At 51.2% G+C, this 18,924-nt stretch carries 14 protein-coding genes; 6 read left to right on the forward strand and 8 right to left on the reverse strand.

Annotated features, from left to right (window positions below; all coding sequences use genetic code 11):
• Window positions 1-206: 206 nt before the first annotated feature.
• Window positions 207-1,049: a slipin family protein gene (locus tag NNL38_RS24180; RefSeq protein ID WP_255391426.1), complete on the reverse strand. Its 843-nt coding sequence runs from the start codon at window positions 1,047-1,049 to the stop codon at window positions 207-209.
• A gap of 3 nt (window positions 1,050-1,052) precedes the next feature.
• Window positions 1,053-2,441: an NfeD family protein gene (locus NNL38_RS24185; RefSeq protein WP_255392328.1), complete on the reverse strand. Its 1,389-nt coding sequence runs from the start codon at window positions 2,439-2,441 to the stop codon at window positions 1,053-1,055.
• Between the two features lie 233 nt (window positions 2,442-2,674).
• Between NNL38_RS24185 and NNL38_RS24190 the strand changes: the two genes are divergently transcribed.
• Complete coding sequence (locus NNL38_RS24190; protein WP_255391427.1) at window positions 2,675-3,772, forward strand: transporter substrate-binding domain-containing protein; 1,098 nt, start codon at window positions 2,675-2,677, stop codon at window positions 3,770-3,772.
• Window positions 3,773-3,882: 110 nt separating this feature from the next.
• On the opposite strand, the gene viaA is transcribed toward NNL38_RS24190, so the two are convergent.
• Window positions 3,883-5,331 (reverse strand): ATPase RavA stimulator ViaA, encoded by a 1,449-nt coding sequence (gene viaA / locus NNL38_RS24195; RefSeq protein ID WP_255391428.1) that lies wholly within the window; start codon window positions 5,329-5,331, stop codon window positions 3,883-3,885.
• 16 nt (window positions 5,332-5,347) lie between these two features.
• Window positions 5,348-7,003, reverse strand: a complete 1,656-nt coding sequence (locus tag NNL38_RS24200; RefSeq protein ID WP_255391429.1) for an ATPase RavA domain-containing protein — start codon at window positions 7,001-7,003, stop codon at window positions 5,348-5,350.
• A gap of 618 nt (window positions 7,004-7,621) precedes the next feature.
• Here NNL38_RS24200 and NNL38_RS24205 point away from each other — a divergent pair.
• The gene (locus NNL38_RS24205; RefSeq protein ID WP_255391430.1) at window positions 7,622-8,431 is read left to right on the forward strand and encodes a GGDEF domain-containing protein; all 810 of its coding nucleotides are present in this window, start codon (window positions 7,622-7,624) and stop codon (window positions 8,429-8,431) included.
• Window positions 8,432-8,537: 106 nt separating this feature from the next.
• A complete protein-coding gene (locus tag NNL38_RS24210) occupies window positions 8,538-9,362 on the forward strand; it encodes a phosphate ABC transporter substrate-binding protein (RefSeq protein WP_255391431.1) in 825 nt (274 codons plus the stop codon).
• Window positions 9,363-9,417: 55 nt separating this feature from the next.
• Here the strand turns inward: NNL38_RS24210 and NNL38_RS24215 are convergent, their stop codons facing one another.
• Window positions 9,418-10,278 carry a sulfurtransferase gene (locus NNL38_RS24215; protein WP_255391432.1) on the reverse strand — a complete coding sequence of 287 codons (861 nt, stop codon included), beginning with the start codon at window positions 10,276-10,278 and terminating at the stop codon, window positions 9,418-9,420.
• A 28-nt stretch (window positions 10,279-10,306) separates the two neighbouring features.
• Between NNL38_RS24215 and NNL38_RS24220 the strand changes: the two genes are divergently transcribed.
• Together NNL38_RS24220 and NNL38_RS24225 are read left to right on the forward strand one after the other, a co-directional pair.
• The gene (locus NNL38_RS24220) at window positions 10,307-11,368 is read left to right on the forward strand and encodes a lipid A deacylase LpxR family protein (protein WP_255391433.1); all 1,062 of its coding nucleotides are present in this window, start codon (window positions 10,307-10,309) and stop codon (window positions 11,366-11,368) included.
• 97 nt (window positions 11,369-11,465) lie between these two features.
• Complete coding sequence (locus NNL38_RS24225) at window positions 11,466-12,590, forward strand: S1 family peptidase (protein WP_255391434.1); 1,125 nt, start codon at window positions 11,466-11,468, stop codon at window positions 12,588-12,590.
• Window positions 12,591-12,651: 61 nt separating this feature from the next.
• Here the strand turns inward: NNL38_RS24225 and NNL38_RS24230 are convergent, their stop codons facing one another.
• Entirely contained in the window at window positions 12,652-15,804 is a 3,153-nt protein-coding gene (locus tag NNL38_RS24230; protein WP_255391435.1) for an efflux RND transporter permease subunit, read from the reverse strand.
• A 9-nt stretch (window positions 15,805-15,813) separates the two neighbouring features.
• Window positions 15,814-16,929 carry an efflux RND transporter periplasmic adaptor subunit gene (locus NNL38_RS24235; RefSeq protein ID WP_255391436.1) on the reverse strand — a complete coding sequence of 372 codons (1,116 nt, stop codon included), beginning with the start codon at window positions 16,927-16,929 and terminating at the stop codon, window positions 15,814-15,816.
• A 263-nt stretch (window positions 16,930-17,192) separates the two neighbouring features.
• Between NNL38_RS24235 and NNL38_RS24240 the strand changes: the two genes are divergently transcribed.
• The gene (locus NNL38_RS24240) at window positions 17,193-18,131 is read left to right on the forward strand and encodes a precorrin-2 dehydrogenase/sirohydrochlorin ferrochelatase family protein (protein ID WP_255391437.1); all 939 of its coding nucleotides are present in this window, start codon (window positions 17,193-17,195) and stop codon (window positions 18,129-18,131) included.
• A 158-nt stretch (window positions 18,132-18,289) separates the two neighbouring features.
• Here the strand turns inward: NNL38_RS24240 and NNL38_RS24245 are convergent, their stop codons facing one another.
• Entirely contained in the window at window positions 18,290-18,772 is a 483-nt protein-coding gene (locus NNL38_RS24245) for a DUF1097 domain-containing protein (protein ID WP_255391438.1), read from the reverse strand.
• Window positions 18,773-18,924 lie beyond the last annotated feature (152 nt).

Here is an 18,924-nt window from a genome sequence, read left to right on the forward strand (position 1 = left end):
GAACATCACTTCAACACAACAAATCGGGGCGACATCTTCTGATGTCGCCCCGGATCTTTTGAGAAGAGTAAGTAGTTATTCTACAATCAAAAATTCTAACGCAGTTATCAAGCATTTGAACAAGCTAGAATGACCAGTTATTTACTGCGATTGGTATGATCATTGTCTCTCATGAAAAGTAGATCACCTATTTCATCTGCAAGCTGTTAAGGGTAATCGATGGGATGTTCTGGATCCGAAGACGCTTTCTGAGAAGACCCGCCTTGGCCCTTCTCCGGCTGGGAATCGGGCGTCTTCGACGGATGCATCAACCCACCGAACTTATCGACCAGATCGATCGGCATCGGGAACACGATCGTTGTCGTGCGGTCATTCGAAATTTCGGTCAAGGTTTGCATATAACGTAATTGCACTGCATTCGGCGCTTGATTCAAAACTGTTGCCGCTTCACGCAGCTTATTGGACGCTTCCAGCTCCCCGGTGGCGTGAATCACTTTCGCCCGCCGCGAGCGTTCAGCTTCTGCCTGACGAGCGAGTGCCCGCACCATGCTCTCATCGAGGTCGACATGCTTGATCTCCACGTTGGCGATCTTGATCCCCCAGTTGTCAGTGTGTTGATCCAGGATCGCCTGCAGATCTTTATTCAGTTCATCCCGGGCAGACAACAACTCATCAAGCTCATGCTGCCCTAACACTGAACGCAGTGTCGTTTGCGACAACTGGCTGGTCGCTTCCAGGTAATTCTCAACATTGTTGATCGCCATTTTCGGCTCAACGACGCGAAAATACACCACCGCATTCACTCGCACGGACACATTGTCCCGGGTGATCAAATCCTGCGTCGGCACGTCTAGCACAATGGTCCGCAAATCCACCCGGACCATTTGCTGTACAATCGGCACAATAATGATCAAGCCCGGGCCTTTGACTTCATAAAACCGCCCAAGCAAAAACACGACAGCCCGCTCATATTCACGAAGGATCTTGAACATGCTGATAATGAGGATCACCACCAACACAATAATTGTCGCAAACGAGTAGGTAATCATAAATCAGTCCTTATTCAGATCAGCCGGCTCAGCAAGCCCGCTTTCTACAATGAGATACAACCCTGAAATACTCTTCACAGTCACCCGCTCTCCTTTTTTCAGCGGCCGGTCACAACGCGCCTGCCAGATTTCACCGTCCACCAACACCCGTCCTTCGCCGGGGAAACCGCCCACCACCGTCGCCGTTTCACCGAGCAGCACCTCAACTCCTGTGGTGACAGGTTTGCGCCGGGTCCGCAATAACAGTGTCAGGATCACAAAGGTAAACAGCGCTGAAACCACAGTCAGGCCAACAATCAATGGAATCGCAATCTGATAACCGGGCGTTTCCGTATCCATCAACATAATAGAGCCCAGGACAAACGCAACGACGCCACCAAGCCCCAGGATCCCGAAACTCGGGCTGAACGCTTCGGCGATCATCAACGCAATCCCGAGCAACAATAGCCCTAAGCCAGCATAACTAACCGGCAGCATTTGCAAGGAGTACATCGCCAATAGCAGGCAAATGCCGCCAAGCACACCGGGTAATCCGACACCAGGATTATAAAATTCCAGCAGCAAACCGTAGATCCCAATCAACATCAGAATGTAGGCAACATTGGGGTTGGTGATCACCGAAAGCAGTTTAAATCGCCAGTCCTGTTCCCGTTCGACATACGCAACATTGGCCAGTTCAATCGGACTCTGAATCCCATTGATTGCCACGGAACGGCCATTGGACTGATCAATCAAGCTATCTAGGTTGGGGGCGATGAAATCAATCACATTTTCTTTCAGTGCACTTTCGGCATCCAGACTAGCTGCTTCTGTCACCGCTTTGGCCGCCCAGGCTTCATTGCGCCCGTGCAGCTTAGCCAAACCCTGAATATAAGCCGTGGCATCATTGATGACTTTTTTCTCCATCGCACTCTTTGCCGGCACACGTTCACTCTCTTCAGGTTTTGCCGCCCCCTGCTCGTCATCTGACTCGCTGGCCGCTTTTTCTTCTTTCTTTTCCTTTGGGGCGAACGGGTTGCTGCGCTCATCATCTTTCCCGGCCGGGCCGGTCAGTGAAACCGGCGTTGCCGCACCTAAATTGGTCCCCGGCGCCATCGCCGCCACATGGCTGGCCAACAGGATGTAGGTCCCCGCACTGGCTGCCCGCGCACCCGACGGTCCCACCCAGGTTGCTACCGGTATCGAAGAAGTCGTGATCGCACGAATAATATCGCGCATGGATGTATCCAGCCCGCCGGGGGTATCCATTTTCAGCACAATAAAAGCAGCCTGGTTATCTCGTGCATCCTCGATCTCGCGAACGACGTAATCGCTGGTTGCCGGCCCTATTCCCCCTTTAATCTCGATAATCCACACATTGTCAGCAGATGCAGCACCTGCCATCAACCACATCACTATCCATAACGCAAAGTAAGAGAAGCGTTTCACCTCACTTCCTCCCCAGGAGAAAAGCGCGAGTAATTCAATACCCTGATACTTTTCCTGTGCACGTTTCAACTGCTATAAGCATAGCCCACCCGTTCAGCACACTGTGTTTATGAGCAACACCATGCAAAAATAAGACAGCGCCATGAAACAAAACTGACATTTATACTTAATCTGATTGCAATCAATCAGGAGCATTTATGGCCAGCTTTTTCAAATCGTCCTGCCTGTTTTTCCCCCTGCTGATGCTGCTCCTCTGGGCATTCCCCTGCACCGCTACAACCGCCGTGAAACCCATCGTCCAGGTTGGCAGCTACCACTGTCCGCCATTTGTGATCAAACACGAAGACGGTACATTCTCCGGACTCAGCATTCTGCTGTGGGAGCACATTGCCAAACAACTGGGCATCCAGTATGAAATCAAAGAATATGAGCTAAAAACACTACTGGATAAAATTGCTGACAACGAGGTGAATATCGGCGTCTCCTGCCTGTCGATCACCCCTGAGCGCGAGTTACGTTTCGATTTCTCTCATTCTTTTTATGAAACCCACCTGGCCATTGCCGTCAAACAAAAAAGCTACGCCTCTGCCGCGGCAAACTTTCTAACAAACAAACAGTTACTGACAGTACTCGGATTTATCTTTATTGCCGCAGCTCTGGTTGGTGCGATTTATTACCTGCTCGAACACAAAGTCAACGATAAGCTCTACTCCATGCCTTCTCGCCGGGCCAAACTCATCGAGGGGTTTATTCTCGGCTTGCTCTTCATCACCAAAGGGCCGTTCAATTACTTTGAGTTTAAAACGCTGACCGGGCGTGTGATCACCGTGATGCTGGCCATCGCAACCACTCTGTTTATTGCCAGTATCACGGCATTACTGGCCAGTACTTTCACCCTGGGTTTGTTAAGTTCTGAGATTAGGGGCCCGCAAGACCTGGTCGATTTTCCGGTTGGCGCCAAAGCGGCTTCAACCTCATCGGTCTATCTCACCAACCGCGGCATTGTGCACCGGCAATACCGGGATAATCACCAGTTATTGGAAGCGTTGGAGAAGGAGGAAGTTGAGGCGGTTGTGGCGGATAATGCTGTCCTGATGTACCTGATCAAAAATGCCAAAGAACAAGGTGAGTTTCAGCAGTTGATGGTTCTGCCTTATCCGTTTGAAAAGCAGAACTACGGCTTTGCGATTGAAGATAAAAGTCCGTATACCGAGGCGCTGAATCGGGCGTTGCTTCATGTTCGCAGAACCCCGGCCTGGCGACAGGCGCTGCATGAATACTTTGCTGAAAAGTAAAAAGTCGTGAGCGGCGAACAAAAAAAAGGCGGTGATCAATCACCGCCAACGACAAGACAACTAGAGATTTTATTATTTTAGTGTGGAATTCGGTTCAACATCGGCAGCACTTATTTCCATTTCAACAGTCGGCCCAGCTGAGACGGATGATAAGACCAACAGTGATCGAAAATCGTCATCAGTTCCGGGTTTCCATATTTAGATAAATTTACCGCATGAAAACGGTTCTTATGTTCTTTCAGCTTCTGAATCCGTTTCATCATCGCATCCGGTTGTGACGGTGCAATGAAATCGGATAATACAACCAGATCGGCATTCTGGTATTTCTCACTGCTCATCAGCGCAATAGACTTGTCCAATACCGGCCCCAAATCTGTCCCGCCATGGAACGAATAAGACAGAAAATTCAGCACCTCCCGCAAGCCGTCCTGCTTGGTTAACTCATAGGTGATCTGCTGGGTAGAAAACATGATCACATAACAGTCCCGTTCTTCCGCCAGCGCGATCTGCATCAGGCCATAAGCCAAAGCCTTCGCGCACTGCTCCGGGAATCCGTTCATCGAGCCGGACGCATCAATACAAACAATAAACGGCCCTTTATCCTGCTCGACCTGCTTGGTTTGCCTTTTGTAGGCTTTCACCTTGCGAAGCTTGCGCTGCGCCCCTTGCATGCGGTAGTTCATCAAACGCTTATCCACCAGATGCTTGTAGAAAACCACCTCCAGCTCAGGATAGGCCAGGAACATCGCTTCGTTGGGCAACAGCTTAGCCAGATCGTCACTCTCATGCACGCCGACAATATCATCAGTGACGCTGTCACTCCTCTCTTCAACCATCTTCAGATCTTCCGACCGAACACGTGCCTGATTGGGGTCATCTACTTCATTGGCCATGCGACCCAGCTTCTCGGCAATCTCTTGCAATCCTCTGTTCTTTTTCAGGAAAGCAGCCATCGTCTTTAAGCTCTTCACATCTGTCCGGGTCAGCTTGGCTTGCGCCATATCCCATAAACGGCCTGCTTTTTTTTCATCGCCGGCTTCAGTGACTTCGTTCATCTGCTGCATGGTTTCAATGCGCTGATACAGATCCGCCAGCAGCTTTTCCTTGTGCTGCTCCAGCTCTGTAAGTTGGGCTTCGGTCAGCGACTGCGTCAGAGCCTGATACCACTGGTTGCAGAAATAGCTCTGAAACATCAGGTTATGTTTCTGATGCTCCCGATCCAGTAAGCTTTTGGCTCGGAAATAGAAAGAAGAGTACCCCTCAAGCTTTTTAACCACACCGTCAGCGTGCTCAAAGAAGTAATCCGGATCCCATTGGCTCACCTGTTGGTAGAGCTCAATTTCCCGCAGGAATCGCTCTTCGACACTGACCCGGCTGATCCGCTGCTGAACCTGCCCCCGCCATTTCATGATCTGATTTTTCATCGCCGATTTTATGCCCGGATTCTGCTCAGCTGCGACCATCAATTGCGGACGGACCATCAGTTCCTGCACCGCATTATCAATGATGCCGGACTCAGAGAGCATCAGGGCCAAATTTATACTTTCATTCACTGGCATCGTTTACGCTCCCGATTCAAGAGAAATATTCGGACAGGTGAGCAATACGGAAGACGCTTTTATCAATCACAATCTTCAGCTCAGTCACCGCATCAGACGCCGTGGAAATACTCTGCTCAATCAAGGCCGGTAAATCTGCCTCAATAAAGGTGTGTGGCAACGCACCATGGAAACTACTGCGTGAAATCTTGAGCAAGTGCTCAGCTTCAGAGACTTTGCTCAGTGCCTTTTCCGCTTCCAGCTGCCACAGCTGTTGCTGCGCATTGGTGATCCCACCACTGCCGGCTAAACCAACCAGAACAGAACGGTTTGCGATGTCTTTGATCACCAGCTGTTGCTGGGCATCAATTTCAAATTGTAAGCGACACAAATGGGTGTTCTTGTTCACAAACCCATAGATATCACATTGGCCGGTTTTGATTTTTTTCTCAAATTCATCCCCATCGACATAAACCCAGCGGCTGTCCCCGCTTTCCTGTTCAGACACGGACGGGTTTTGCTGCAACATCACCAGTTTAATCATCCGCGGATTATTGTTGACGTTATAACGCCGTGCCGAACTGAAATCATATTTAAACCATTCTTTGCGCATCATGGTTTCGCGAGAGAAGGTCATGCACAATGCCGTCGCGATATCTTGATGAACATCGTCGATAATGGTCTGCGCTTCAGTCGCACTCGCCTGCGCCGCCTCCTGATCAAACGCTTTCTGTGTTGCAAACTGACGGATCAGTTCACGAACCACGTGCCGTGATTCCGGGCTATGCCACAAGCAATCCTGTAACAGCAACAAATCAAGTGGATTCACAGCATCCCGGCCGTTAAAGAAAGCACTGGCTTTCAGTAAACGAACCGACTTCTTCCAGCGCCGATCCGAGATATAAAGCTCGCTCTCTTCTGCGGCAAAATCTGCACCGCTCTCGGCGCGTTGCTCGATCATGGTTTTCAAGGCATAAATCTTCTCAAAGATCGCCTCACCCAGACGAATATCATCAATATGTTGCTGCCAGTTGTCGTATTCTTCATCCGTAATCGCCAATCCGGGCTCTAACTCCTGAATGCTCGGACCTTCCCCCATCAGCATGGCTTTGAAGTTCTGCTTTTCCTGGATCCGGTTCACAAACACCCGCACCAGCATTCGGTCAAACAGGGCTTCCAGTCCGCTGTCTTCCTCAGGTAGTTCATTTGAAGCAGTGATCAGCAGACGCATCGGCACCGGCAGCGTGTCCTGACCATTTTTAAATGTGCGTTCATTGACAACGGTCAGCAAGGTATTGAGGATCGCCGGGCCGGCTTTCCAGATCTCATCCAGAAAAACAACCTGCGCAGTCGGCAAGTAACCATCAATCAGGCGGACATATTTCCCGTTATCTTTCAATTCCTGAATCGACAATGGCCCGAAAACTTCCTCAGGGGTTGAGAAACGCGTCATGAGATAATCAAAAAAGCGGCTGTTATCAAAGGCCTGGATCAGCCGTTTCGCAATCAGACTTTTCGCAATCCCTGGCGGCCCAAGCAAGAAAACACTTTCGCCGGCGAGCGCGGCAAGCAGGCAGAGTTTAATCGTTTCTTCCCGTTCATAGACACCGTTTGACAGCGCCTTGATCAGCTTCTGGATACGCTCAGAAACGAGCGCTTTGTTTGGTTGCGCCTGGCTCGCCATTGACAGCATAGGATGACCCCTCTGAATGTTATGTCCATGTGCCGATTGCACAACAATTCCTAATCTTCTAAAGAATAGACATAAAACACACGTTGTTACAATATTGTTAACTGAAATGTTTTGTTACAGTCCTTGTATATCAAAGAGTTTGTTCCATCACTAGAAGTGAAACTTTGTTTTCAATAATGATGTGTTGAAAACACCCTTGCATTTATAGGGACTAAAGAACCTTCATGTTACTAACAGAATATTTATCAGAGTTTTATACTTAATGATAAGGCGATCACGCGATGAAGAAACAAAATGAGAAAAATGACGAAATTCACACTTTTAAACCAATTTAGTTAACGAGTGGTTAATTATTATACATCGTGTGTTTTTGAATAATGGCTGCTCACTTCGTTGGCGGGTCAATATCGCCACAAACCTCCTGCCACCCTGTATTGAAACCGGAAACACTCAGGAATCCTCATAAAAGCTACGGAAATCACTTGTCTGACCACGCCCTCTCTGAGATCATCCTCCCCAACTCCGGCTCTCTGTTTTCCCCTATCCTGGCTTATGAAAAACATTTCCCAATTCCCGATTCACCTGACAGCCCTCGTATGCGCCGGCATTCTGCTTTCCGTGTTCATTCCAACCAGCCATGGGTTGGATATTCCGGTTTCGATACTGACCCTGGTACTCCTGGTATTACTGATCCGAGAGGCCAGCGGCACCGAGATGCGGGGATGGCTGATACTGTCGCTGGGGACATACGGCATCGGGCTACTGGCGGATTTGCTGGATGAAATACCGGAGCTCAGTGGAAACTGGCTGCTCGAAAATGCAGAAAACAGCTTTATGCACATTGGCGTCTTCCTGCTCTGCTTTTGTTTCAACAAACTACTCCAACGTTACCGAGCGCTGACCAGTAGTCTCAATGCTCAGATTCACAAAGCCAGAGATCTGGAAACCAAGCTCAGCCGCATGGCGCTGGAAGATGAGCTGACCGGATTGCAGAACCGTCTCGCCCTGTTCCGCCGTTTTGACTACATGGCGATCAACAACCAGCGAGGGCTCCTGGCCTATATTGACCTTGACAATTTTAAGCATGTCAACGATCAGTACGGGCACAAGCAAGGAGACGAGCTATTGCGTGAAATTGCGGCTCTGCTGGTCAAAACCGCCCCCACCGGGAGCCAGGCCTACCGGATCGGCGGGGATGAATTTGTGGTGTTGCTGCCCTGTGAAGATCAGCAGCGATACAATCGGTGGATCGAACGGTTGTATCAAAGCGTGAAACCAATAACTGAACGATTCCAAATTGATTTAAGCATCGGGCTGGCCGTTTATTATTCCGGCAACTTGAGTGATCCGGACAGCTTGCTGGCCACCGCGGATAAGAATATGTATTGCGCCAAAACCCCTAAGCCTGCGACGACTCCTGCAACCTAGATGAAATTCCTGTGGATTGAGGGATATACACCGCATTTTCACATTATTGTCATGTTTTCGTCATAAGCTATGCGGGTCTTTTACTGGTTTATTTTGGAGAAACATAATGTTGACCAGGGCAACTACCCTTTGCGCCATTTTCGCCAGCCTTGCATTTCATGTCCAAGCCAAGCAGACCGTGACGGTGACTGGCTCGACCTCTGTCACCCATGTCGTGGAGGTACTGGCTGAAACTTATTCTAATACACATCAAGATACTTTCATTGCTGTGCAGGGCGTAGGGTCTTCGGCCGGTATTGCCGCGGTAAAAAAAGATGCTGCTGACATCGGCATGAGCTCCCGATACCTGAAAGCTGCGGAGATCAACCCGGATGTCACCACCGTAACCATCGCGCATGACGGCATTGCACTGGTAGTGAACAAAAACAACCCGGTTCAGAACCTCACTCGGGAGCAAGTCTCTCAGATTTATCATGGTGAAATTACCAACTGGAACCAGGTTGGGGGGCCGGACCTGCAAATGGCTGTCGTCAGCCGGGAAAGTGCATCAGGTTCCCGTTTTTCTTTCGAAGATTTCATGGGACTGACACAACAGATCGCTGGTCAGACGGTATCTGACATCAATCCTCAGGTGCTTGTCGTAAACACCAACGGCATGGTCAAGAGCCTGGTTTCGCGGAATGTTCATGCCATTGGCTACATGTCACTGGGATCGATCGATGATTCCGTCAAACCGCTTGCATTCGATGGCGTAACCCCGACCCTGGAAAATCTTGAATCCGGCAAATACAAGATTTCGCGCCCATTCATGATGCTCTACAAAGCACAGAAAATTAAACCCGCAGCCAAAGACTTCATCAATTTTGTAACCTCAGATAAAGGTCAGACCGTCATTGACCAACGCGGTTATATTGCTGTCCATCAGCAGTAATTAACTGACCAACAGAACAGACAGGCCAGCTTTTGCTGGCCTGTCTGTTTTCTCATCAATCGCCGCTCTGAACAACCGGATATTTCAATCCGCTTCCCCACTCACTCCACGAGCCGTCGTACACCGTCAACCGCTTCCGGCCCGCCAACTCAGCTGCCAGCGCCAGGGTACAGGCAGTCACCCCCGAACCACAGGTAAAAATCAGCTGCTGCTCTTGATCGCTGAGAGCATCAAACCGTTGCCGCAACAGCTCAACGTCGAGAAAATAACCCGCTTTCACGAGCTGAGTAAATGGCAGACTTTTGGCCTGAGGCATATGACCGCAGCGGATCCCTGCCCTTGGTTCTGGCTGCGTGCCGTAGAACCGGGCCGCTGGGCGTGCATCGAGCACCTGACATCCCTGCTCCTCAAGTTGTTGGTGTAGAGTATCCGCATCGATCACCCACTCAGGCTGATACACCGCCCGAAAAGTTGCAGGTTGCGGTGCCACGGGCTCACCAGACTCGAGCGGATATCCGGCGGCTTCCCAACCGGGTAAACCACCATCCAGCACGGCAACGCTATTGTGTCCCATCGCGCGAAACATCCACCACACTCTGGGGGCTGAGAACACGCCCTGGCTGTCATACACTACAATGGTGGCATGCTGCGCGATCCCCAGCTCTGATACGGCCTGAGAAAATTGGTTTTCATTGGGCAGCATATGTGGCAGATCGGAATCTGGATCCGCAATTTTGGTATCGAAATCAAAATAACGTGCGTCGGGAATACGCTTAGCTTTCCATTCCTGCACAGGATCCCGGTCGGTTCCTGGAAGAAACCAGCTGGCATCAAGGACAACAAGATCAGACTGATCTAAATGCTCGAACAGCCACGTCGCCGTGACCAGGGGAGAGGGTAAGATTGTTACCGACATAGTGCGTTCCTTTCACTGGAAAAACTTTATGCTTCGTGTTGTATTTATCACTCACATGCTCCTTTTATCACCTGTGACTTTTGCTGGCAACTCGGGCAGTGTGTCCGTTACTTTGGATAATGACGGCATACTCGGAGCGGACAAGAACTATACCCATGGTTTCTTTGCCAGTTACCACACCCCTGCCAGCAGCGCTTTCCAGCAACGGCTACCCTCGGCCCTGGCTTACGGAGCTGACGCGCTGCTGTCCAATCGTCTGCTCTTTGATGATCAAAGCCTGAAAGGCTGGAGCGCTCGGCTCGGTTACCAAATCTGGACCCCCGCAACCCTGTCCAGTGATGTCCCGCTTGCTGGCGAGCGGCCTTATGCCGGATTACTGTTTGTCGAGGCTGCGCTCTATCAATTCTCTATGACAAGGTCAGATACCCTGCAAGTCATGGTGGGAACCCTTGGCCCGCATGCGCTTGCCAAGGAAGGACAGAGTGTGACCCACAATCTGATTGGCTCAGAACAGCCCCAAGGCTGGGATTATCAAATTGACAATCAACCGGTATTCACCCTGAGCTACCAGAGCAATCGGCGGTTTCTTCATGGCCAGCTGAACCATTCACAGACAAGACATCACCTGGAAGATCAAACCTCGGACAGACGACTCTCCATCGTTCGTTACGATCTGAGCTATACCGGCCGGGTGAGCATCGGAAACTATCAAACCGAAGTTGCCGCCGGCCTGATCGCGCGACTCGGTACTGACCTGAACAGCCCGAGCGGCAGCATTACCTTTGAGTCCGGACATGGCTTCAACCCCGGTATGCGGGTTTCTCACAGCCCCGACCAATTCCTGTTCATGGGCCTGGAAGGACGTCGCCAGTTCACAGACCTGACGATCGAAGGCACCCGCCACAGCCATCAAGTGCCAATTCCCCCAACAACTCTCGAGCCCTGGCAAGCAAGCCTGCAGTTTGGTGGCGCCTATTTGCTGCCAGACTGGGGGGCTGTCGCGAGCCTTACGTTGAATACCCCAGACTTTCAGCAGGACAGTCAAAACGGATACGCTTGGGGATCACTCATGGTATTCTTGCACTGGTGATCTTGTATTTTCAGGGAACATGTTTCTCTTACCAGATTTTCCGACTATAACTCAAATATACATAAAAGCGCATATTCCGTGTTGAAGAGATTCCTTTATGGACAAAAATAAAACGTTAACATTCCCGCTGTTAGCGGCACTCTCCCTGGCTTCACCACTATCTGCCGCGGAACCCTTCGCGGAGCAAACAAGTCCATCCGTCCAGCCTAAAGTCCTGAACGGTGAAACCGCTGCCCTGCTCGCGGAACGCTTACTGCCCTGGCAAGCCGCCATTTTAAGCCTGGATCTGGGTGATGGCACTGTTGTGGCTGGCTGCGGCGCTGTTGTCATTAGTGAATACTGGGCCGTAACGGCCGCACATTGTGTCATGCCACATGCATTTCTCGATGATATCTTGGTGGCCGGCGTCGACACCATTCCTGCCGGGCAAGCCAATACGGTTAATAGCAATTATCAATTTACGATTGTTCAAAAGATTGAGCATCCCGATTATCAGGACTCTTTATTCACAGAAGGTGGTTTAGATCACGATATCGCCCTGATCCGCGTCAACCGCTCTATGAGCGATGTCGCAACCCCAATTCAAATCGCGACCCTCACCGAGCAAACGCAAGCCGATAGCAGCTTTAACAATACCTGGAGCGCCACCGCCTATTCAACAGGCGATCTGATCGCTTCCGGCTGGGGCAAGGTTGCACCGGATTTTATCCAGCCCGATGAACTGCAAGTTGTTAAACTCGGCGGGATCCCCGATGACCAGTGCGACTCCGGCTACGTGACGACAGCCAACTCCCACTTTGTTTGTGCCGATTCAAACAACCCGGAAATCAAAAAAGATGTCTGTGCCGGTGACTCCGGCGGACCCCTGATTTGGCAAAACCCGGATCGCATCAGCGATTCAGATTTCGGCCTGCGGGTTGTCGGGGTGACCAGTAATGGCCCGGCCTGCCAGGAGAAATACCAGGGATTGGAGAGCGGTCAGAGTAACGGGCTGTATACCGAGCTGAGTCAATATAGGGACTGGATTGAACAGGAAACAGGTCTGACTCTCAGTGATCTCCCAACCCCGAACTTTCAGCATGACCCCTTTACCTTAGTGAAAGAAGATGAAGTGGTCGCCAAATCAAACACATCGGGCTCAAGTGGCGGACTGGTACCGACGCTCTCGCTGACCATGATGTCGCTGGTTGCCTGGTGGCGACGAAAAACACAAGCGCGCTAATGCAAGGCTTCCCCCATGAATAAGGGCTCCGTTCGGAGCCCTAGATCGTTATGACAAGTGGTCACACCTCATCGAGTACTTCGAGTTTTGTCGAGCCACCATGAAATTTTTCCCGCCGACGCTGAACAAAAGCGTAGAAGCCGGGGATCAGCAAAGTCCCTGCCAGCAACACGCACAACAGCCCCCCGGTAAGTGACACACCCAGCGAGTTCTGACTGATGTGACCCGCTCCAGAGGCAAAGACCAGTGGCAGAACTCCCAGTATGAACGACCAGGATGTCATGTTAACCGCACGGAATCGCAGGATCCCGCCGCGTACGGATGCCTTATCAATCGATAGATCTTGCTCTTCGCGCTCATTCTTGGCGAATTCCACAATCAGGATGGCATTCTTCGCCGCCAGTGCTATCAACAATACCAGACCAATCTGAGCATACAAATTCAGCGGTGTTCCGGTGGCAGCCAAAGCCAGGAACGACCCCAAGGTTGCCACTGGCACCACCAGAATAATCGCCAGTGGGATCCCCCAGCTTTCATATTGCGCCACCATGAACAGGTAGATAAAGATCAGGGCAAGTGCGAACGCGTAAATTGCCTGATTCCCCGCGGCAACTTCCTGATAAGCCATGCCGGTCCACTCATACTGATAACCCTGGGGTAAGACTTCTGCCGCAACCCGCTCCATCGCTGCAATCGCATCACCACTGGCGTAACCCGGTGCCGGGCTGCCTTGAATGATCGCCGCGCGATACATATTGTAACGCCATGCAACATCCGGCTCGAAGACCTGCTCCACTGACACCAGGGTGCTGAGCGGGATCATCTTGCCGCCGGCAGAGCGAACATGAAAACGCTCCAGCGAATCCAAATCGCTGCGATACTGGCTGTCAGCCTGAACGGTCACCCGGAAGTTCTTGCCGAACATCGTAAAATCATTGATGTACATCGAACCCAGGTTACCCTGTAGCGTCTGGAAAATCTCTGTCAGCGGGATCCCCAGCTGCTTGGCTTTGACCCGATCCACGTCCACATAGAAATGCGGCACATTGGCCCGGAACATGCTGAAGGTATACTGGATCTCAGGCTGCGCATTCGCCTTTTGGATCAGCTCATTCATCACCTTCGCCAGCTCGGTCCGGTCACGGCCCAGACTGTCTTCCAGCACGAATTCAAACCCCGAGGCCGGTCCCATGCCGGGAACCGCCGGCGGTCCCATGGCAAAGACGATCGCTTCCGGTACTTCCACCGCTGCACGAGCATTAATACGTTGCGTAATTGCGAACGAAGAATGATCCCCTTCCAGCGCCTGGCGAGCTTCCCAATCTTTAAGTTTCACAAACATTGAGGCCCCGTTGGAAGCAGCTGCGCCAGTCAGGAATGCGTAACCATTGGCAACCGTCACCCCTTCCACCGCCGGCTCATCGGCAATCATCTGCTCCAGTTTCAGGGTCGTTTGCTCAGTTCGCGACAGCGATGCCGCATCCGGTAACTGAACATTCACCAGCATAATGCCTTTGTCTTCCTGAGGTACAAAAGCCGTTGACGTCGTCTTCGACAGATATCCAACCGCCGCCAATGCCGCCACAAAGACCAACAACAGCACACTCGCTTTTCGCACCAGGAAGCCAGCCAGTGCGCCGTATTTCACTGTAATGTCGTCAAATGCCTTGTTAAAGCTCTGGAACCAGCGGGAGGTATTTTGCCCTCCTTGCTTGAGCACCAGCGAACACAGCGCCGGAGACAATGTCAGGGCGTTAATTGATGAAATCACCACTGAAATACAGATGGTTAACGCAAACTGACGATACATGATCCCGGTGATCCCCGGCAACATTGCCACCGGCAGGAACACCGCCAGCAGAACCAAGGTTGAGGTGATAATCGGTCCGGTGACTTCTTTCATCGCAATCAAAGTCGCCTTGCGTGGCGTCAGGCTCGGATCGCGCTGCATATTGGTATCAACATTTTCGATCACCAAAATCGCATCATCCACCACAATACCAATCGCCAGGATCAGACCAAACAAAGTCACGGTATTGATGGTAAAACCAGTCATCAGCATGAAGGCAAAGGTACCAACCAAAGAGACAGGGATCGCGACGACCGGGATTAAGGTCGAGCGTGCGCTGCCCAGAAACAGGTACGTCACCGCGATCACCAGTAAGATGGCTTCAATCAGGGTCTTCACCACCCCTTTAATCGATTCGGCAACAAATAAGGTTGTGTCGTAGCTGGTTTCATAGGCCATGCCATCCGGCATATTGACTTTCAGCTTCTCCAGCAGCGCCATAACGGCTTCACCGCTTTCCAGTGCGTTGGCATCTGATTGTAGTGACAGCGCGACAATCGAAGCTGGCTGACCGCGGAATTTACCGTTACCGTCATAGAACTTCTTACCCAATTCCACACGGGCTACATCTTTGAGGTAAACCACACTTCCGTCTGAGTTCGCACGAACCACAATGTTCTCAAACTCCTGAACGGATTCCAGACGCCCCTTGGTGACGAGGCTGAACTGAACTTCCTGAACATTGTTAAACGGTGGCCCTCCGACTTTACCGGCAGCAACCTGAACGTTCTGCTCCGCCAGTGCCCGATTAATATCCGAGGTTGTCAGGCCCAGGTTCGCCATCCGCTCCGGGTCCAGCCAGACTCGCATCGCGTACTCACCGCCACCGATCACATTCACTTCACTGATCCCGTTGACCCGGGCCAGTTGATCTTTGACATTCAGGTTGATGTAGTTGATCAGGAACTGATCATCATACTTACCATCTGGAGAATAGAAGTTCAGCACCATCAGCAAGTCCGGCGAGCGTTTTTTCACCGTGACGCCGACCATACGAACTTCTTCCGGCAGCTTGGATTCTATCTGAGAAACCCGGTTCTGAACGTTCACCTGCGCCACGTCCGGATCCACATCGACATCGAAGGTCACATTCAGGTTATAGGAACCATCATTGGCACTCTTGGAAGACATGTAGATCATCCCTTCCACGCCATTGACCGACGCTTCGATCGGATCGGCAACCGCCTCTTCAACAACCTCGGCACTTGCGCCCGAATAATAAGCCGTCACACTGACTGAAGGTGGACTAATCTTGGGATATTCCGCGATTGGCAGGTTCACCAGCGCAATTGCACCGGCAAGGGTCAGAATGATGGACAGCACCAGCGCGAATTTCGGACGCTGGATAAAAAATCGACTCAGCATGATGTCCCCTTACGCTTGTGTCTGCTCAAGACGAACCGTCATGCCATTTCGAACCCGCTGCAGTCCCTTGGTCAGAACCACATCTCCTGGCTTCACGCCTTCACGGACAATCACACCATGCTCGGTTTGGGCACCCAGCACGACATTGCGACGCTCTGCGATTTTTCCATCCGTCAGCACCATCACAAAATCACCTTCGAGATCACTTTGTACGGCACGACGCGGGATCACCGGCACTTTCACCGGCGTCTTCTCACGCAGCAACACCTGAACGTGCTGGCCCGGCAGCAACTGTTGTTCCGGGTTGGCAAATTTTGCACGGACCGCGATGGTCCCGGTATCCAGATCAATCCGGTTCCCGATAAAATCCACCGTTCCCGGGTGGGCATATTCCTCACCATTGTTCAAGGTCAGGACGACTTCAACACTCTCTCGGCCTTCACCGCTGCCGCTTAAAGCATCAAGCCCCAGGTTTAAACGGTGACGCTCACTCACATTGAACGTCGTTTGCATGGGATCGAGACTCACTAATGTCGTCAATACGCCAGAAGCCGGAGAGACCAGATCACCGATGCTCACCTGACTGTCGCTGATCCGCCCGCTGAATGGCGCAACCACACGGGTAAATGACAAATCAATTTCTGCCGACTTCAACTGTGCTTTCGCCGCTTTTAACTGCGCATCCGCATTGAGCTTATCCGCCGTTGCTTTGTCATACTCTGATTGGCTAATACTCCCCTTGGGTAACAATCCCTTTGCCCGTTGCCAATCCAGCTCGGCCCGCTTGAGGCTGGCTTCTGCCTGGGCAATTGCTGCGGCCGCACTGGCAACTTTCGCTTCATAGGCGGAAGGGTCAATCTGGTACAACAGCTGCCCCTTCTCAACCATCTCCCCTTCGGTAAAATAGCGAGCCTGCACATACCCGGATACCTGAGCCGTAATTGCCACATCTTCAATTGCTTCTGTACGACCCACAAATTGTCGGCCACGCTGATAATCGATCAGCGACACCCCTTGAGTCGCTACAACGGGGCCAACAGGCGCGGAGGTGCCTGATGTTGTCTCGCCGCAACCCACCAGCAAGCTGGCGCTGATAAGTGCTGCGATTGTGCTTTTTCTTTTCATTGAATTGACCATATGAATGTCATGAATTTCCGGTGAAAACTGACGTCGAAGTGAGTACAGCCTGTGGAATAAATATAAGAGATTGATAAAGCTAGCATTGTGCATTTAACGAAAGCTGAATAACGCACCGCTAAAAGGCAGGGTTTCAGGACAAAGGTGTTTCAAAACATTTCATCTGCCGGATAAGTATTGCTAGCATGGTCATTTCAGTCATTTAATCAGCAGTTGCGAAACGTCAATTCAACATCAAGGAAACACAGGCCATGGACTTCTTCCCCGTATTTTTAAAACTGAGCGATCGAAAGGTCATTGTCATCGGCGGCGGAGAGGTCGCATGCCGAAAAATCGATTTGCTTTATCAGGCCGGCGCCGATATCACACTGGTTTCGCCGAAAATACATCCTTATCTGGAAAGCCTGGTGGCGGGGGGCAAGATTGCGTGGCAACAGCAGCCATACCAGAAAGGTGTGATCGTAGGGTTTCATCAAGTCTGGGCCACCACGAATGATCCAACGCTGAACCATCAGATCTTCAAAGATGCGGAAGCACTCGGGATCTGGACCAATGTTGTCGATGACCCACAGCACTGCCATTTCATTACCCCGGCGATGGTTGATCGGTCGCCAATCCAAGTGGCGATTTCCAGCGGTGGTGCTTCCCCGGTGCTGGTACGCATGATCCGAGAAAAGCTGGAAACCCAACTGCCGCAAAACCTCAGCCTGCTGGCCAAGTATTCCGGGCAGCAGCGCCAACGAATCAAAGAATATTTCAACACCGTCGATGAACGGCGCAAATTCTGGGAACGATTTTTCAGATTGCCCGCTGTCGAAACAGCTACAACCCCGGCGCAGCTGGAGGCGGCCTTTTCGGCTCTGCTTGAACAACCCAACCCTGTCGGTGGCAATGTCTATGTTATCGAGACGGGCGCAGATCCTGAACTACTCAGCCTGAAGGCACTTCGCCTGATGCAGCAGGCAGAGTATGTCCTCTACCCACAAGACAGCCCTCCGGCATTTATTGAGTTATGCCGCCGGGATGCCGAGCGGGATACCTACAAACCCGAGGCGCTGGTCAATCAGGTCAACCAGTGGGTGCAGCAGGATTACCGGGTGTGTGTCCTGCTTCCGAAACCAATGAGGGATCAGATGGCTATATCACTCACAGAACAATTTCAGGGAATTTTCGTCCCCTGTGTGGGCTAAACCGAATAGTTGCAGTACAGCTTCCGCGAGAACACAACTCAGGATGAAGGGGGATTGCAGTTCAAGAGCAAATTCGGCCAGCAAATGACCTGGCTGACAGAGACGCAAAAGCCGCACTGGATGCGGCTTTTCACTATTCACACTGGCTAGACTGTCGTTTAATCCATTTCCGGCACTGCATTTGTCTTTGGCTGAGCCACGACCTTATGTACCCACAAGCCAGAGGCCTTCATACAATAACCAAACACCGCGCCCAGGATCAGAGACGGCACGACGAGTTGCCAGTCCCCCCCTGCAGCAAACGTTGCACAGGAGCCAATAAAGGTACCAGGAATAAAGCTCAGCCAGGCCTTTTGTGCCTGTACACACATCAGGAAGGCAACCACAGCCGTAATTACGTAGCCGAGGATTTCCAGGCTCGCCATGGTCGATAAATGAATAATCACCATCGCCCAGAAGACACCACTCATATTCGTGGCCACACTAAGTCCTAAGCCTTTCAGTCCGTCCTTCGGGGATGCAAAATAAGTGGTACACCCCAAAAAGCCTGCCCAGCTCAGTAGGCCCAAAGATACGGCAACCCAACCCCAGATCCCGGACAGAATCCCCGTTGTGATAGCAATCGCGACCAATACTGACATGTCAAAATCTCTCATTAGCACTGTTAGGAAACAGTTTAATTAACTTCCCACACCACAATAGGGATTCAGATCACACTTATGGTGAAATATGAATTATAAAAAACACCAAAAAGTGAAATATGTCACAAATAAGGCAGATTTCAGACCAACAC

This window comes from Photobacterium atrarenae (assembly GCF_024380015.1).
Classification (GTDB): Bacteria; Pseudomonadota; Gammaproteobacteria; order Enterobacterales; family Vibrionaceae; genus Photobacterium; species Photobacterium atrarenae.

Coding starts and splice junctions, on each gene's coding strand:
- viaA (WP_255391428.1), bottom strand. CDS start 5,331: ATGCCAGTGAATGAAAGTATAAATTTGGCCCTGATGCTCTCTGAGTCC.
- NNL38_RS24190 (WP_255391427.1), top strand. CDS start 2,675: ATGGCCAGCTTTTTCAAATCGTCCTGCCTGTTTTTCCCCCTGCTGATG.
- NNL38_RS24235 (WP_255391436.1), bottom strand. CDS start 16,929: ATGAAAAGAAAAAGCACAATCGCAGCACTTATCAGCGCCAGCTTGCTG.
- NNL38_RS24230 (WP_255391435.1), bottom strand. CDS start 15,804: ATGCTGAGTCGATTTTTTATCCAGCGTCCGAAATTCGCGCTGGTGCTG.
- NNL38_RS24210 (WP_255391431.1), top strand. CDS start 8,538: ATGTTGACCAGGGCAACTACCCTTTGCGCCATTTTCGCCAGCCTTGCA.
- NNL38_RS24225 (WP_255391434.1), top strand. CDS start 11,466: ATGGACAAAAATAAAACGTTAACATTCCCGCTGTTAGCGGCACTCTCC.
- NNL38_RS24220 (WP_255391433.1), top strand. CDS start 10,307: ATGCTTCGTGTTGTATTTATCACTCACATGCTCCTTTTATCACCTGTG.
- NNL38_RS24180 (WP_255391426.1), bottom strand. CDS start 1,049: ATGATTACCTACTCGTTTGCGACAATTATTGTGTTGGTGGTGATCCTC.
- NNL38_RS24185 (WP_255392328.1), bottom strand. CDS start 2,441: ATGTGGTTGATGGCAGGTGCTGCATCTGCTGACAATGTGTGGATTATC.
- NNL38_RS24200 (WP_255391429.1), bottom strand. CDS start 7,003: ATGCTGTCAATGGCGAGCCAGGCGCAACCAAACAAAGCGCTCGTTTCT.
- NNL38_RS24240 (WP_255391437.1), top strand. CDS start 17,193: ATGGACTTCTTCCCCGTATTTTTAAAACTGAGCGATCGAAAGGTCATT.
- NNL38_RS24215 (WP_255391432.1), bottom strand. CDS start 10,278: ATGTCGGTAACAATCTTACCCTCTCCCCTGGTCACGGCGACGTGGCTG.
- NNL38_RS24245 (WP_255391438.1), bottom strand. CDS start 18,772: ATGTCAGTATTGGTCGCGATTGCTATCACAACGGGGATTCTGTCCGGG.